The organism is Allobosea sp. NPDC003192 (assembly GCF_050275675.1).
In the GTDB taxonomy this organism is placed as follows: Bacteria; Pseudomonadota; Alphaproteobacteria; order Rhizobiales; family Beijerinckiaceae; genus Allobosea.
The window spans coordinates 83,541-97,957 of the sequence record NZ_JBNNPK010000019.1; the positions used below are offsets into that span (position 1 = coordinate 83,541).

Here is a 14,417-nt window from a genome sequence, read left to right on the forward strand (position 1 = left end):
CCCGATGAAGTTCCGTGCCAACCTCTGGATCGGCGCCACCTGCTTTGCGCTCGTCGTCGCTGGCGGCGTCTTCGCCCCTTGGCTCGCCCATACCGACCCGGTGATGGACGCCAACCTGATGAACGCAGAGGTGCCGCCCGGCTCCGAATTCTGGTTCGGCACCGACGCGCAAGGCCGCGACATCTACAGCCGCGTGCTGCATGGCGCGCGGATCTCGCTGACGGTCGGCATCGTCTCGCAATTGATCAACACCTGCATCGGCGTCGCGCTCGGCCTCTCCGCCGCCTATTGGGGCGGCTGGTGGGACGATTTCGTCAACGGCCTCACCAACATGATGCTCGCCATCCCCTCGCTGATCTTCGCGCTGGCGATCATGGCCATCCTGCAGCCGGGCCTGACCAGCCTGCTGATAGCGCTCGGCCTGACCAACTGGTCCTTCACCTGCCGGCTGACGCGGGCGGCGACGCTCTCGGTCAAGCAGCTCGGCTATGTCGAGGCGGCAAAATCCCTCGGCTACGGTACCTTCCGGATCATGTTCAGGCAGATCCTGCCGAACATCGCCGGCCCGATCATCGTGATCGGCACGCTCGGCATGGGCGGCGCCGTGCTCGCCGAAGCCTCGCTCTCCTTCCTCGGCCTCGGCATCCGCCCGCCCTTCCCGAGCTGGGGCTCGATGCTCTCCGACGCGCGCGACCAGATCTCGACCGCGCCGTGGATCTCGATCTTCCCGGGCCTCGCCATCTTCCTGACCGTGCTCGGCCTCAACCTGCTCGGCGACGGCTTGCGCGACATCCTTGATCCGCACTCGCAGACCCGCAAGGCCTGAGCTTCCCTTCCGACGAAAGACCTTGCCCGTGACTACCACAGACCTCGACGACGGCCCGCTCGAAACCACCAGCTTCATCGGCCTGAAACCCGGCCCCAAGCTGATCGTGACCGGCGCCGTCCATGGCAACGAGCCTTGCGGGCCGACCGCGATCCGCCGCGTCATCGAGGAGTGCCGGACCGGCCGGATCAAGATCCTGCGCGGCGAAGTTACCTTCCTGCCCGTCACCAACCCCAAGGCCTTCCGCCAGAAGACCCGCGAGGGCGATCGCAACTTCAACCGCGACCTGCGCGAGCGACCTCTGGCCGGCGATTACGAGGACCGGATCGGCAATCCGGTCTGCGCCCTGCTGCGCCGGCACGACGCACTGCTCGACATCCACTCCTTCCGGCAGGAGGGCGAGCCCTTCGTCTTCTTCGGTCCTTCGAACAACCGCGGCGCACTAGAACCCTTCGCCCGCGCGGAAGAAGAGCTGGCGCTCGCCTCCTGCCTCGGCGTCTCCACGGCGATCCATGGCTGGCTCGACAACTACGCCAGGCTGCTCGACATCCGCGCCCGCCTGCCGGTGCCCCGGCTCAACGTCACCGAGGGCTATGGCACCACCGAGTTCATGCGCTTTTGCGGCGGCTATGCGGTGACGTTGGAATGCGGCACGCATGACGATCCCAAGGCCGCCGATATCGGCTATGCCGCGATCCGCAACACGCTGGCGCAGTTGCAGCTCGTCGATGCGCCGCTGCCGAAGCCCGCTTTGCAGGACGTGATCGAGATGGTCGAGGTCCTGCTCTGCGAGAGAGAAGGCGACCGCGCCGAAACCGGCTGGCGCACCGGCGATGCGGTCAAGGCCGGCGCCACCCTCGCCCACCGCGCCGACGGCACGAAAGTGACGGCGCCGCGCGACGGCTACATCATCTTCCCGAACACAGCGCCCAAGCTCGGCGAAGCGATCTGCCATTTCGGCATCGCCAGCAATCGCGCAGTTGAACGCGTCTGACGCGAGGACGCGATCAGCGCCGGTCGGCGGCGACGAATGTGTCGCCGTTCCAGACGAGCCGGCGCTGGCAGCCCATGTGGCCGGAGCGGCCGCAGGCACTGCCATGCAGAGACAGCACCAGCACAGACCTGCCGCCAGCTTGGCCGAGCGACCAGCCCTGGACGTTGCTACCGTAAGCCTGCCGGTAGCCACCACCGCTCGAAATCAGAATGTCGAGCGTGCAGCCGGCCGAACCGCAGAACGGATTGGTCGAGAACCCGCCGACACATTCGGACTGGCCATAATCGAGCAGATAGTCGGGCTGGCCGTCACCGTTGAAATCGGCACTCCGCTGGAAGCCCGGCTTGAACGTCGCGCGACCGCCACAGGTATCCCGAATTTCGGCGCGCACCTTGGCGATCTCGGCTGGAACCGCCGGCTGCGCCAGGGCGCCAGCGCCGAACTGAGCAGCGATGGACAAACCCAAAGCGAGACTGCGCCACGCTCCCATCGTCTCCCCCTCGGCAACGCCGCCATGACGCTGCGGCAGCACTCGCCATGTTGCGTCCGTCCCGGATAAAAGCAACATGCTGCCCGCATCACTTCCGGAGTACCCATGTCCCGCCTCGTCTACGTCCTCAACGGCCCTAACCTGAACCTGCTCGGCAAGCGCCAGCCGCACATCTACGGCTCCGAGACCTTGGCCGATGTCGAGGACGCCTGCCGGACGCTGGGCAAGGAGCTCGATCTCGAGATCCGCTTCCACCAGTCGAACCGCGAATACGAGATCATTGACTGGATCCACGAAGCGCGCGAGCAGGCCGTCGGCATCGTCATCAACCCCGGCGCCTTCACCCACACCTCGGTCGCGATCCTCGACGCGCTCAACGCCTTCGACGGCACGGTGATCGAGTGCCACATCTCGAACGTGCACAAGCGCGAGAGCTTCCGGCACCATTCCTACATGTCGTTGCGCGCCGACGGCGTCATCGCCGGCTTCGGCACGCAGGGCTATCTGCTCTCGCTGCGCCGGGTGGCCAAGCTTGCCGACGAGAAAAAGGCCTGAGTCGGCCACAACGCGCGACAGGGCGCCGGCCTGGCTGGCCGGCGCTAAATTGCTTTAGGTCGAAGCCGCCACACGAATCGTTATTTCTTACACAATGGCCTCTTACTTATAATAATTAAAAACTACACTGCAGCAGATAAGAAGCAACAACACGACTCATCTGCCATGATAACTTGCTTGCATCACTCGAATGCCCTAACCGCATCCCAGCCGCGCCGGCCGGCTGCTGCAACGAGAGCTTCTGACGTGACCAAAGCAAACCTTATTTTCGGGATCGCCCTGCTCGCTGGCTGGATCAGCCTGCCTGTCGCCTCCGCCCTCGCCCAGACCGAAGCGCCCGCGACCGAGCAAGCCGAGGATGCGGAGCCAACTCCGCGCGCACCGGCGGTGCGCCCTGCTCCGGCAGCACGTCCTGCGGCGCGTCCGGCCACGGCGAATCCCCCAGCCCGCCCGACCAGCCCTCCGGCGCGCCCCGCAACGGCGCAGGCTCCAGCCGCTGCACCGAATGTGAGCCAGCCTGCCGCGGCTGCGGCACAGCTTCCGAACGGCGCCTCGGCGGTCAACGAGGTCTATGGCGACTGGACGGTGGATTGCCGCATCACCGACGGTCAGAAGCTCTGCGTGCTGAGCCAATCGCAAGGCGACAGCCGCACCAATCAGCGCGTCTTCGCCATCGAATTGCGGGCACCGAAAGACGGCCGCGCCGAGGGCACGATCCTGATGCCGTTCGGGCTCAAGCTCGAGAACGGCGCCGTGCTCAAGCTCGACCAGAAAGACCTCGGCCAGGGCCTGCGCTTCTCGACCTGCGTGCCGTCGGGCTGCCTGCTGCCGATCTCCTTCCCGACCGTCGCGACCGACGCGATGAAGGGCGGCAAGACGTTGACCGCAGCCGCGCTCAATTTGTCGAACAACGACGTGGTCTCGTTCAACATCGCGTTGAACGGTTTTGGCCCGGCGCTCGACCGGCTGGGGCAGCTGGCGAACTGAGCGCCTGCAAGCCACCGATCCCCGGTGTTGCCGTCTGATGGCCATCCCGCTGCTGCGAGCCGTCACCGCGAGCAGCGCCGGCCCGTCCCCTATTCCGGCCGACGGCGAGCATAGAGCTCGCCGTAATTGTTCGAGCGGCCGTTCATGTCGGTCTCGCTGGTCCAGTTGAGGCGCGTGAACTTCTCGACCGTCGCCGGCGTCTTGCCGATCTTGGCCCAGGTAACGATCGGCCCGTGGACCGCCTCGTCCATCACCGCCTTGCCGACATTGGCGGGTGCCTTCGGCGCCGGGGCGCCGCGCGAGGCGACCTTGCTCTTGATATAGGTGACGCGGCCCGACCCGGCGAAATGGTAATAATAGTAGTTGCCGTCATAGACTTCCCACCAGCCGAGCAGCCAGGCGGGGAGCGCACTCCCACCCGCCGCAGCGCCGTCATTGACCTCCCAGAACCAGTAGGGAAAGGCGCTGGCGCCGCTGGTGAAGCGCGAATCCATGGCTTGCAGCCATTTGTCGCCATCCCACAACTCGACATGGGCGCTGCCCATCACGAGGATGCCGCGCTTGCCCTTGATCGACGACAGATCGCCCTTGGGAACCGCATCCGTCCGGCCGTATTGCCAGTCGAGCCAGTCGTGCAGTTCGTCGACCGACAGGATCATGTACTGGCCCATCAGATAGGTATTCTGGCGCAGTTTGGCGCCATTCTGAGGCACGGTGTCGGCGGTGCTGTTCAGCCCCAGGCTGAGCTGCATCACGCAGGACGTATTCTTGCCCTTGAGCGGTTTCTTGCCCTTGTCAGGGTCGATGCCGGCCGCCCGGTTCTGCTGCTCGATCAGCTCGTTGTTCTTTTTGATCTCGTCGTTGTCTTTCTCGACCTGATCATTCCATGTTTTCAGCTGGTTCTTGATTTCGAGCGGAAAGTCCTCGGCATTATACGTCTTGTAGCCGGCTCTCAACTGGTCCCAGCTCAGCGGAATCTTGGCGTAGGCCATCGCACGCCTCCCGGTAAGGACCGGGTGACAATAGAACATCGCCTGGCGAATTGGCAGAGATTTCGCCGCTCGGCGGCACCGGAAAACCGTCTCGGTGCCGCCGTCTGCGTGTTGGCTGCGGTCAGATCTTGGCGCGCGGATCGTGCTTTGCCAGGCGGCCGAGCAGGTAGTCGACTTCGGCCTTCGCCGCCGCGGTCAGGCCGGGACCCGGCTTGCGCTGCGCGTCGCTGGCGAGGATGCCGCGCTTCATCATCACATATTTGCGCACGGCGAGGCCGACGCCCTGCTGCTGCTCATAGCGCAGCAGCGGCAGGTGCGCGTCGAAGATGTCGTGCGCGTCGTCGCGGCGGCCGGCCTTGCTGGCCTTGACCACGTCGATCAGCAGTTCCGGGAAGGCGTAGCCGGTGTTGGCGCCGTCGGCGCCGCGCTCCATCTCGAAATCGAGGAACAGCCCGCCATTGCCGGTCAGGATCGCAACGCGTCGCAGCGTCCCTTCCGCCTCGAACTTGCGCAGGGTCGAGATCTTCTCGAGGCCCGGCCAGTCCTCATGCTTCAGCATCACGCAGGACGGGTTGTCCTGAATGATCTTGCGGATCACCGCCGGGGTCATCACCACCGAGAGCGTCAGAGGATAGTCCTGGATGACGAAGGGGATATCGGTGCCGATCGCCTCGACCGCCTGCGCGTAATAGCCGGTGATCTGGTCGTCGGTGCGCAAGTTCGTCGGCGGGGCGATCATCACGCCGCCGGCGCCCAATTCCATCACCTGCCGCGCCAGCGAGCGCATCGCCGCAAAGCCCGGAGCGGAGACTCCGACGATGATCGGCTTACCGCCCATCTTGGCGACCGCGCGCTTGACCAGGCCGATCGATTCCTCCGGCTCGAGCTTGGGCGCCTCGCCCATGATGCCGAGCACGGTGACACCGTCCGAACCGATGCCGTGATAGAACTCGAACAGCCGGTCGGCCGAAGTCCAGTCGACGCTGCCGTCCGAATTGAACGGGGTCGGCGCGATCGGGAAGACGCCGGAGGCTTCGGTGGTCAAAGGCATTGCAGTTCTCCTGGAGCCGGGCGCTCAGACGATCTTGGTGCGGACGGTGCCGACACCGGCGATCACGCCTTCGAGCAGATCGCCCTTGACGACGGCGGCGACGCCCTCGGGCGTGCCGGTCATGATCAGGTCGCCCGGCGCCAGCGTGACGAAGCCGGAGAGATAGGAGATCGTCTCCGGCACGTTCCAGATCATTTTGGCGAGATCGGAGCTCTGCCGGACCGTGCCGTTGACCTTGAGCTCGATCAGCCCCTCAGCCGGATGTCCGGCCTTGGCAGCGGGGACGATCTCGCCGATTGGCGCCGAGGAATCGAAGCCCTTGCCCATGTCCCAGGGCTTGCCGGCCTTCTTGGCGGCGCCCTGCAGGTCGCGGCGGGTCATGTCGAAGCCGGCGGCATAGCCGAAGACATGGGAGAGCGCGTCGGACTCGGCGATATCCTTGCCGCCGGTCCCGATCGCGACGACCAGCTCCATCTCGTGGTGCAGGTCGGCGGTCTTGGGCGGATAGGGCATGTCGGCGCCACCGGTCAGCACGGCGTCGGACGGCTTGGTGAAGAAGAACGGCTCCTCGCGATCGGGATCGCCGCCCATCTCGCGGGTGTGCTCGGCGTAGTTGCGGCCGACGCAGAAGATGCGGCGTACAGGGAAGAGCCCGCCGCCGGCCACCGGGATCACGGCGACCTTCGGCTGATCGATGACATAGCTGGACATGGGCACGCCCCGTTCGAGAAATCCGGGAGCGTTCATGCGGGAGCAAGGCGCATTCGGCAAGGGTCTTGCGCCGCTTGATGGGGCTGCGTTGCGGTCATCTGAGCCGACGACAATAGAAGCGCGGGAACCCTCTCCTGTAAGGAGAGGGTAGGGTGAGGTGTAGGCGGTTCGACCAGCTCCGCGATCGCTCACCGCGCGGTCAGGTTCAGGACAACGTTTTCAGTCCGAACACCTCACCCCTGCCCCTCTCCTTCCAGGAGAGGGGTTCCCTGCGCCTGCTTGTCGATCAAGAAGCCTTCGGCAGGTCCGGCACCTTGTAGGCCGTTGTCGCCTTGATCCGTTCCATGGCGAAACGCGAGGTGACGTTCTTGAGCGGGATCGTCTCGATCAGCTTCTTGTAGAAGGTGTCGTAGGCGGCCATGTCGGCGACGACGACGCGCAGCATGTAGTCGACATCGCCGGCCATGCGGTAGAACTCCATCACCTCCGGCATCGCCGCGGCGCTCTGGGCGAACTTCTCCAGCCAGGGGCCGGAATGGTCGGCCGTCTCGATCTGGACGAAGACGGTGAGGCCGAGACCGATCTTTTCCGGCGCGACCAGCGCGACGCGCTTGATGATCACCCCGGTCTGCTCGAGGCGCTGGATGCGTTTCCAGCACGGCGTCTGCGACAGCCCGACCCGATCGGCGAGCTCCGCGATCGAGATATTGGCGTCAGCCTGCAGCACGGTCAGAATCTTGCGGTCGATGGCGTCCATCTCTCGATCCATGGCGATGGAGAAAAAACTCTTTGCCCATGCCAGGCAACAGAGAATTTTCTTCTTTTTGAAGGGCGATACTTGTCTTTAGATAGAAAATCCTTTTATCAGACGTCAATAGGCTAGATATCACACACCGTCTGGGGAATTAGATCATGGACCGCCGCCAGTTCCTGCTTGCCGGCTCGTCGCTCGCCGCAGCGCTGCCCTTTACCGGCGCTCGCGCCCAGGAGGCGGTTCCTGCCCGCATCGGCTACATCCCGATCATCGGCACCGCCCCGATCTTCGTCGCCAATGGCGAGGGCTGGCTGAAACAGGCCGGCATCACGCCGACCTTCACGGTGTTCGAATCCGGTCCCAACATGATCCAGGCGCTCGCCTCGGGCACGATCGACCTCTATGTCGCCGGCGTCGCCCCGCTCGCCGTCGCCCGCTCGCGCGGCGTCGACATTCGCGTCGTCGCCTCGACCGCGACCGGCGAGAACGTCTTCGTCGCCGCCCCGGCCCTGGCGAAATTCTTCACCACCGGCACCAGCGCTGCCGCCGCCTTCAAGGCGCACAAGGCCGCGACCGGCAAGCCGGCGCGCCTAGCCACCCAGCCGGCCGGCTCGGTGCCCAACACCGTGCTGCAATACTGGCTCTGGGAGGTCGCCAAGGCCGACAAGGCCGATGTCGAGATCGTGCCGATGGGCATCGACGCGACGCAGCAGGCCGTGCTCGCCGGCGCCGTCGAGGGCGCGATCGTGCGCGAGCCGGCGCTGACCATCATCCAGACCCGCAATCCCGGCATCAAGCTGATCGCGGGCGGCGAGGATGTCTTCCCGGGCCAGCCCGGCACGGTCGTCGCCGTCTCCGGCGCCTTCGTCACCAAGAACGCCGCCGCCGTTCAGGGGTTGGTGTCCGGCCTGGTCAAGGCCGCCGAGGTGCTGGTGAAGACGCCCGCCAAGGCCGCGCCTCATGTCGGCGCCGCGCTCGGCAAGGGCATCGTCGATCCCGCTCTGATCGAGAAGGCGCTGACCTCGCCCGCGACACGCTTCGAGATCGACCCGCGCAAGATCATCGAGCCGGCCCGCGCCATGCAGGCCTATCAGGTCAAGCTCGGCTCGCTTGAGAAGGAACTTCCGTTCGACGGCCTGTTCGAGACGCAGTATTACGAGCGCGCCATCAAGGGCTGACGGGGCTTAAAGACTTGCGTTCGCTGCGGGCTCCGGCCCTTGCCCTGACGGGCCTCGTCGCCTTCCTCCTGGTCTGGGAGGCGATCCCCTATTTCGGCCTGGTCAACCCGGCCTTCCTGCCGGGACCGAGCGCCCTGCCGGCTGCTTTCCTGCGCGAGGTGAAGTCCGGTGCCTGGCTCTCGGCGATCATGGGCTCGCTCGGCCACTATTTCATCGGCCTCTTCACCGGCGCCGGCCTCGGCATCGCGCTCGGCGTCTTCACCGGTATGTCCAAGATCGCCGAGGAGACGACCGCCTGGGTGGTCAGGCTGCTGCGACCGATCCCCGGCCTTGCCTGGGTGCCGTTCGCGATCATCTGGTTCGGCGTCAATCCGCAGGCGGCGGTGTTCATCATCGCCATCGGCGTGTTCTGGATCGTCTTCTTCGCGGCGCAAGGCGCGATCCGCGGCGTCGACCGCGACCTGATCGAGGTTGCCGACGCCTTCGGCTTCCGCTCGCCGCTCCAGCGCCTGACCAAGATCCTGCTGCCGGCCGCGCTGCCGGGCATCCTCATTGGCGTGCGCACGGCGCTCGGCCAGGCTTGGATGGCGGTGGTCGCGGCCGAGATCTTCGGCGTCGCCGGCGTCGGCCAGCGCATGATGCAGGCCTCCAGCCTGCTCGCGACCGACCTCGTCGTCATCTACATGCTGACCATGGCGGCGCTCTACGGCCTGCTCGACACGCTGTTCGTCGCCTTCCAGGGATGGGTGCTGCGTTGGAAAGCGTGATCGACATCAAGGAGCTGTCGCTCACCTTCACCCGCGACGGCGAAGCGACCGAGGTGCTGCACAAGCTGAACCTCTTCGTCGAACGTGGCGAGTTCCTCGCCATCGTCGGCCCCTCCGGCGTCGGCAAGTCAACGCTGCTGCGCGTCATCGCCGGTCTCGCCAGGCCGAGCGGCGGCGAGGTCGTGATCAATGCGAAGGACAATACCCGCCGGCCGGTCGCGCTGGTCTTCCAGGATTCGCGGCTGCTGCCCTGGCGCAGCGTGATCGCCAATGTCGGCTTCGGCCTCGAAGGCCAGGTGCCGCGCGCTGAACGTCTCGCCAAGGCGCAGGAGATGCTCGATCTCGTCGGCCTCGGACAGCTCGCTCAGCGCTGGCCGCACCAGCTTTCCGGCGGCCAGCGCCAGCGCGTCTCGCTGGCACGGGCACTTGCGGTCGAGCCCGAGATTCTCCTGATGGACGAGCCGTTCTCGGCGCTCGACGCGCTGACGCGCGAGACACTACAGGACGAGCTGATCCGGGTCTGGCAGCGGACCGGCAAGACCGTGCTGTTCGTCACCCACGACATCGACGAGGCCGCCTATCTCGCCGACCGGGTCGTGGTGCTCTCCGGCGCGCCCGGCCAGATCATCGCCGAGCACAGGATCACGGCCCCTCATCCGCGCCGGCGCGGAGCGGAAGCGGAAGTCGAGATCGTGCGGGCCGTGCGCATCGATCTCGGCGCGGACATCGTCAGCGACGGCGCGGCGATCTGAGCAGGCTATCGCCGTCAGCAGCAATTCGACTTAGACGCAAAGACGTTACAACAGGCCGAACCGATTGCCTGTTGCACCACTCGATGACGCGGCTTGCAGAGGGCAGACCGAGCCGCCGAGCGCAGGATGACGCGACCGTCCCGTGCTTGGAGTGCGGCGACATCGAAAACCCGCATCGGCTCGTCCGGCCTACCGATCTCGAAAGTCAGACGCGCCTCCGGTGCAAGGACGATCCGCCCTGCGACCTGATCGAGGATCGCGCGGAACTTGCCGGCGAGCATAGGACCGCGCCCATCCTGCGACGGCATATCCTCGATCTGCACAATGGTCTCCTGCCAGCGATCGGGATTGCCGCCGCAGTCGAGCGTGACGAAGGCGCCGGCCTTGACCTCGGTCACATGATAGCCCGGCTGGATCGTGCGCTCGGTATAGTCGGGCAGCAGCGGCTTGGAGGCGTGAGGCTCCAGCGCATCCAGGAGAGCTCCGAGCAGGGCATCGCCCTGAAAATCGATCGACGCAAGGCTGGCTTCGCGATTCATCTTGCGCTACATTAATTTCAATAATTCTTGAGATATTGAGATAAGAGTGACCGAAGCGCACGCCCTTAAAGCCTTCTCCGCCCTGTCGCAGGAAACCCGGCTGCGCGTCGTCCAACTTCTGGTGACAGCCGGACCGGCCGGTCTTGCGGCCGGCGCGATCGGAGAAGCGGTCGGCGCCTCCTCGTCGCGCCTTTCTTTCCACCTCAACCATCTCGAACAGGCCGGCCTGATCCAGTCCCGTCGGGAGGCGCGCTCGATCATCTACAATGCGGCCTATCCCGCGCTGTCCGCTCTCGTCGCGTTCCTGATGCGCGATTGCTGCCAAGGGCACCCGGAGGTCTGCGCCCCTGCCGTCGCAGCTCTTGCGACGTGCTGCGAGCTGGCGGCGCCGTGACCAGCCCGCTCCCCCAACGGCTTGCAGCCGAAACCGCCGGCGCGGCGTTTCTCGTGGCGACGGTCGTCGGCTCCGGGGTCATGGCGGAGGCGCTCGCCCGCGACGCGGCGCTGGCTTTGCTCGCCAACACACTGGCGACCGGTGCGATGCTTGTCGTCCTCATCACCACGCTGGGGCTGATCTCCGGAGTGCATTTCAATCCGGCGATCAGTTTGATCTTCGCCCTCAGGGGCGACCTGGCGCGCCGGGAGGCGGGATTGTACGCCCTCGGCCAGGTCGCGGGCGCCATCGCCGGCACCGTCCTCGCCCATGCGATGTTCGCGCTGCCGCTGCTTCAGGCCTCCCACAAGATCCGTTTCGGAGAGGTCCAATGGCTCTCGGAAGGAGTGGCGAGTTTCGGCCTCGCCGCGACGATCCTGGCCGGCCTGCGCTTCGAGCGGAAAGCCGTCCCCTGGCTGGTCGGCCTCTACATCTGTGCGGCCTACTGGTTCACGGCCTCGACCTCCTTCGCCAATCCCGCGGTGGCGATCGCACGGTCCTTTACCGACACATTCTCCGGAATCCGCGCGGCCGACCTGCCGGGGTTCATCCTGGCCGAACTCGCTGGCGCGATTTCCGCCTTTGCCGCGATGAGCTGGTTACTACAGGCGCCGGCCGACGCTGCAGCGATCCAGACCGCCGAGGAACTGCCATGACGATCACGATCTTCCACAATCCGGACTGCGGCACCTCCCGTAACACCCTCGCCATGATCCGGCAGAGCGGCGAGGAGCCCGTCATCGTCGAGTATCTCAAGCAGCCGCCAAGCCGTGCTCGGCTCCTCGACCTGATCGCGGCCATGGGAACCAGCGTGCGCGATCTCCTGCGCGAGAAGGGCACGCCCTATGCCGAGCTCGACCTGGGGAATGCGAAATGGTCCGACGATCAGCTCGTCGATGCCATGCTGACCCATCCCATCCTGATCAATCGCCCGATCGTCGAGACGCCCAAGGGGACAAGGCTCTGCCGGCCTTCGGAAGAGGTCCTGAAGATCCTGCCGAACCCGGATATCGGTCCGTTCACCAAGGAGGATGGCGAAGTCGTTATTCCCGCCGAGGCCCTGAACATCTGAGGCTGGACTTCGCCTCTGGGCTATCGAAACGGACTGAGACCTCCGCACTCGTCCGTGAGCTCACTCGGATGGCTGCGTCCCCAATCCCTCCAGCGCCGCCCTGATCGCGCCGATCTGCTCCCCGCGGGCAATCAGCTCGGCGGCGCGGCGGCCATGGCGTGCCAACGCATGATGATTCTTGTCAGCGGCGGACAGCAGGATGTGCTGCGGCTCGAAGCCGGCGGCCTTCAAGCGGCGGACATAGGTCAGTTGGCTCGGATAGGGCACGACCCGGTCCTGAGGATCGGACAGGACGAGAATCCGCGGTTTGGGATCGCGCCGAATGCCACCAAGGTGATCGATCGGATCGTAGAGCGCAGCCCCGTCACTCTGGACTGTGCGCCGCTTGTTCCAATGGTCGGTCACCTCGCGCACGGACAACAGGGCTGACGACAGGACTACTGCCGAGACGTCGCGCCGCCGGTTGAGCAGGGACGCGGCAATGTGCCCGCCGCCCGATTGCCCAACCAGAATGAAGGTCGAGACGCGATGGCGCTGCTTGATCGCGTCGAGCGCGCGCTCCATCAGCATGACCTCGCGCAGTTCGCGACGCTGATTGTGATCGCCCGAGGAGCCGAATAGGCCGGGGCGAGCAGAGAAGATCGCCGGGACACCCGCCCGCTCCGACCAGCGTGCCATGTCGCGCTCGATCAGCTCCGGCGACTGTCGCTCGTAGCCTGCCCCGACGAAGCGGACGCCCTCCTTCGTCTTCAGAAGCACATCGCCGCCAAAATAGACCAAGACCGTCGGATTTTCCGTCGCCCTCAAGCCCTGCGCATAGCTGCGCAGGCAATCGCCCTTGCCGCCGAGCTCGATCCAGAAGCCCCCGGGAACGCCGGCGCAATGCGCGGGCGAACTGAACGAGCCGTGCAACGCTTCATGGGGCGCAAAGCGCTCGCTTGCGCGCGGAATGGCGAGCTCCTTCGGCGCGACCGGCGCAGCCGAGGGCAATTCCAGCCTCTTGGCGGAAGCATGCGGTGCGACGATTGCCAGAAGGGCGACGATCGACCCGCGAAGGAGCAGCTTCATGGCCATGGCTTCAGATAAGCGCTCGAAAGCTCAAACCGAGCACGATGGACAGCACTGTCCCGGCCAGCCAGATCAAGGCGGCCGCGGCGACGATGGCCGTGACCAGATTGATCAGGACCTGATCCCTGAGGCCGAACAGCGAGCACCACCACGAGATGAAGCGCTTCAATCACGGTCTCCCATTCGACCCGTCGGCGGATCGCGGATCAGGGCCTCAGTTGTGCCCGCCTCCAACTACCAATCAAAGGTTGCCAATGCGTTGGGTTCCTCCGTTTCCCGACCGAGAAACGGCTCGGTCTCGCCGGCCGGATCGACAGCGATGATCGCGATCGCCCACAGTTACCGCGCAAAGAACGTGTTGCGGATAGGAACGATCCCATCGAAGGACATCTGCACGCCCGCGCCGGAGCGCTGATCGACCGCGTGGATATGTAGATGCGGTTCCGTGCTGTTGCCGGAGTTGCCGACCTGCCCGATCGCTGCGCCGGCTGCGATCTGTCGGCCGACCTCGACCACAACGCTTCCCTTGCGCAGATGGGCAAGCTCGATTTGCAGCTCGCCGCAAGCGAGGACCACATGATTGCCCGCAGGATTGGCGCGATCCGCAGTCGGCGGCGGCAGGTCGGGCAGGCCGTCGACGGCCGCCGTCGCGGTTCCCGCGCAGGGGCTGACCACGGTCTTGCCGAAGATGGCATAGCGAGCCGGGTCTTCCGGCAAGAGGCCCGCAGCCCGGAACCCCGCCGCGTCGACCGCGGTGATGTCGAGCGCATGGCGCTGCGCCGGATGGCTCGCATGATGGTTCAGGATGCCGATGCCGCCGCCCTGCGCGACCACGAACCATCCACCTTGCAGCGGGAAGGTCAGGGCACGTGGCTCGTGCCGCGCCATGCCTCCCCAGCCCGTCACATAGACCAGCGCAGCGCCGAACAGCGCGAGCGAGGCCAGCGGCAGACCATGACCGCGCCAGACCGATAGAGCATCCTGTTCCCACCATGGCCGCCGCAAATGCCGGAACGCCGAGACGAGGGCCGCGCCGACGAGCAGCGCAGCCAGAGCCATCCGCGTCCATAGGCCGGCGATGTCCCACCGGCCGAGCAACAGGATGAGCCCGACGAGCACTGCGGTTTCGGCCAGCACGATCAGCCAGCCCAAGCGGGTCGGCAGCTCCAGGCGCCATAGACGCCAGGCGAAACCGATCGGGAGGGCGATGCAGATGAACGACAACAGGGCGATAACGGCGATCATCGC

The 14,417-nt window shown here is 65.7% G+C and carries 19 protein-coding genes; 10 read left to right on the forward strand and 9 right to left on the reverse strand.

What is annotated here, in order from left to right; translation table 11 throughout:
• The first annotated feature begins 4 nt into the window (after positions 1-4).
• The gene (locus ACQKLX_RS22740; RefSeq protein WP_427363834.1) at positions 5-826 is read left to right on the forward strand and encodes an ABC transporter permease; all 822 of its coding nucleotides are present in this window, start codon (positions 5-7) and stop codon (positions 824-826) included.
• Positions 827-854: 28 nt separating this feature from the next.
• Entirely contained in the window at positions 855-1,820 is a 966-nt protein-coding gene (locus ACQKLX_RS22745) for a succinylglutamate desuccinylase/aspartoacylase family protein (protein ID WP_427363835.1), read from the forward strand.
• A 13-nt stretch (positions 1,821-1,833) separates the two neighbouring features.
• Here the strand turns inward: ACQKLX_RS22745 and ACQKLX_RS22750 are convergent, their stop codons facing one another.
• Positions 1,834-2,352 (reverse strand): hypothetical protein, encoded by a 519-nt coding sequence (locus tag ACQKLX_RS22750; RefSeq protein ID WP_427363836.1) that lies wholly within the window; start codon positions 2,350-2,352, stop codon positions 1,834-1,836.
• Positions 2,353-2,415: 63 nt separating this feature from the next.
• On the opposite strand from ACQKLX_RS22750, the gene aroQ reads away from it, so the two are divergent.
• Together aroQ and ACQKLX_RS22760 are read left to right on the forward strand one after the other, a co-directional pair.
• On the forward strand, positions 2,416-2,865 hold the full coding sequence (aroQ, locus tag ACQKLX_RS22755; protein ID WP_427363837.1) for a type II 3-dehydroquinate dehydratase: 450 nt from the start codon (positions 2,416-2,418) through the stop codon (positions 2,863-2,865).
• Positions 2,866-3,111: 246 nt separating this feature from the next.
• Complete coding sequence (locus tag ACQKLX_RS22760) at positions 3,112-3,852, forward strand: invasion associated locus B family protein (RefSeq protein ID WP_427363838.1); 741 nt, start codon at positions 3,112-3,114, stop codon at positions 3,850-3,852.
• A gap of 89 nt (positions 3,853-3,941) precedes the next feature.
• Here ACQKLX_RS22760 and ACQKLX_RS22765 read toward each other — a convergent pair whose 3' ends face one another.
• The 4 genes from ACQKLX_RS22765 to ACQKLX_RS22780 form a co-directional block, all read right to left on the reverse strand.
• Positions 3,942-4,844: a T6SS effector amidase Tae4 family protein gene (locus tag ACQKLX_RS22765; protein ID WP_427363839.1), complete on the reverse strand. Its 903-nt coding sequence runs from the start codon at positions 4,842-4,844 to the stop codon at positions 3,942-3,944.
• 121 nt (positions 4,845-4,965) lie between these two features.
• A complete protein-coding gene (locus ACQKLX_RS22770; protein WP_427363840.1) occupies positions 4,966-5,895 on the reverse strand; it encodes a dihydrodipicolinate synthase family protein in 930 nt (309 codons plus the stop codon).
• Positions 5,896-5,919: 24 nt separating this feature from the next.
• The gene (locus ACQKLX_RS22775; protein WP_427363841.1) at positions 5,920-6,606 is read right to left on the reverse strand and encodes a fumarylacetoacetate hydrolase family protein; all 687 of its coding nucleotides are present in this window, start codon (positions 6,604-6,606) and stop codon (positions 5,920-5,922) included.
• 286 nt (positions 6,607-6,892) lie between these two features.
• The gene (locus tag ACQKLX_RS22780) at positions 6,893-7,375 is read right to left on the reverse strand and encodes an Lrp/AsnC family transcriptional regulator (protein ID WP_427363842.1); all 483 of its coding nucleotides are present in this window, start codon (positions 7,373-7,375) and stop codon (positions 6,893-6,895) included.
• Between the two features lie 143 nt (positions 7,376-7,518).
• On the opposite strand from ACQKLX_RS22780, the gene ACQKLX_RS22785 reads away from it, so the two are divergent.
• Genes ACQKLX_RS22785 through ACQKLX_RS22795 form a run of 3 tightly spaced genes read left to right on the forward strand, consistent with a single transcriptional unit; the run spans position 7,519 to position 10,057 of the window.
• Positions 7,519-8,538 (forward strand): ABC transporter substrate-binding protein, encoded by a 1,020-nt coding sequence (locus tag ACQKLX_RS22785; RefSeq protein ID WP_427363843.1) that lies wholly within the window; start codon positions 7,519-7,521, stop codon positions 8,536-8,538.
• Between the two features lie 14 nt (positions 8,539-8,552).
• Positions 8,553-9,305 (forward strand): ABC transporter permease, encoded by a 753-nt coding sequence (locus ACQKLX_RS22790; protein WP_427363844.1) that lies wholly within the window; start codon positions 8,553-8,555, stop codon positions 9,303-9,305.
• Positions 9,281-10,057 (forward strand): ABC transporter ATP-binding protein, encoded by a 777-nt coding sequence (locus tag ACQKLX_RS22795; protein ID WP_427363845.1) that lies wholly within the window; start codon positions 9,281-9,283, stop codon positions 10,055-10,057. Before ACQKLX_RS22790 ends, ACQKLX_RS22795 begins: the two co-directional genes overlap by 25 nt.
• A gap of 14 nt (positions 10,058-10,071) precedes the next feature.
• Here the strand turns inward: ACQKLX_RS22795 and ACQKLX_RS22800 are convergent, their stop codons facing one another.
• Positions 10,072-10,596 carry a DUF6428 family protein gene (locus tag ACQKLX_RS22800; protein ID WP_427363846.1) on the reverse strand — a complete coding sequence of 175 codons (525 nt, stop codon included), beginning with the start codon at positions 10,594-10,596 and terminating at the stop codon, positions 10,072-10,074.
• 46 nt (positions 10,597-10,642) lie between these two features.
• On the opposite strand from ACQKLX_RS22800, the gene ACQKLX_RS22805 reads away from it, so the two are divergent.
• From ACQKLX_RS22805 to arsC, 3 genes are read left to right on the forward strand one after another with little or no spacing between them, the layout of a single operon-like run.
• Complete coding sequence (locus tag ACQKLX_RS22805; RefSeq protein ID WP_427363847.1) at positions 10,643-10,990, forward strand: ArsR/SmtB family transcription factor; 348 nt, start codon at positions 10,643-10,645, stop codon at positions 10,988-10,990.
• Complete coding sequence (locus ACQKLX_RS22810) at positions 10,987-11,685, forward strand: aquaporin (RefSeq protein ID WP_427363848.1); 699 nt, start codon at positions 10,987-10,989, stop codon at positions 11,683-11,685. Before ACQKLX_RS22805 ends, ACQKLX_RS22810 begins: the two co-directional genes overlap by 4 nt.
• Positions 11,682-12,101, forward strand: a complete 420-nt coding sequence (gene arsC, locus ACQKLX_RS22815; RefSeq protein ID WP_427363849.1) for an arsenate reductase (glutaredoxin) — start codon at positions 11,682-11,684, stop codon at positions 12,099-12,101. The genes ACQKLX_RS22810 and arsC overlap by 4 nt, the downstream gene beginning before the upstream one ends.
• Before the next feature lie 60 nt (positions 12,102-12,161).
• Here the strand turns inward: arsC and ACQKLX_RS22820 are convergent, their stop codons facing one another.
• From ACQKLX_RS22820 to ACQKLX_RS22830, 3 genes are all read right to left on the reverse strand, one after another.
• Complete coding sequence (locus tag ACQKLX_RS22820) at positions 12,162-13,169, reverse strand: alpha/beta hydrolase family protein (RefSeq protein ID WP_427363850.1); 1,008 nt, start codon at positions 13,167-13,169, stop codon at positions 12,162-12,164.
• 10 nt (positions 13,170-13,179) lie between these two features.
• Positions 13,180-13,338 (reverse strand): hypothetical protein, encoded by a 159-nt coding sequence (locus ACQKLX_RS22825; protein WP_427363851.1) that lies wholly within the window; start codon positions 13,336-13,338, stop codon positions 13,180-13,182.
• Positions 13,339-13,508: 170 nt separating this feature from the next.
• On the reverse strand, positions 13,509-14,414 hold the full coding sequence (locus tag ACQKLX_RS22830) for a M23 family metallopeptidase (protein ID WP_427363852.1): 906 nt from the start codon (positions 14,412-14,414) through the stop codon (positions 13,509-13,511).
• Between the last annotated feature and the right edge of the window lie 3 nt (positions 14,415-14,417).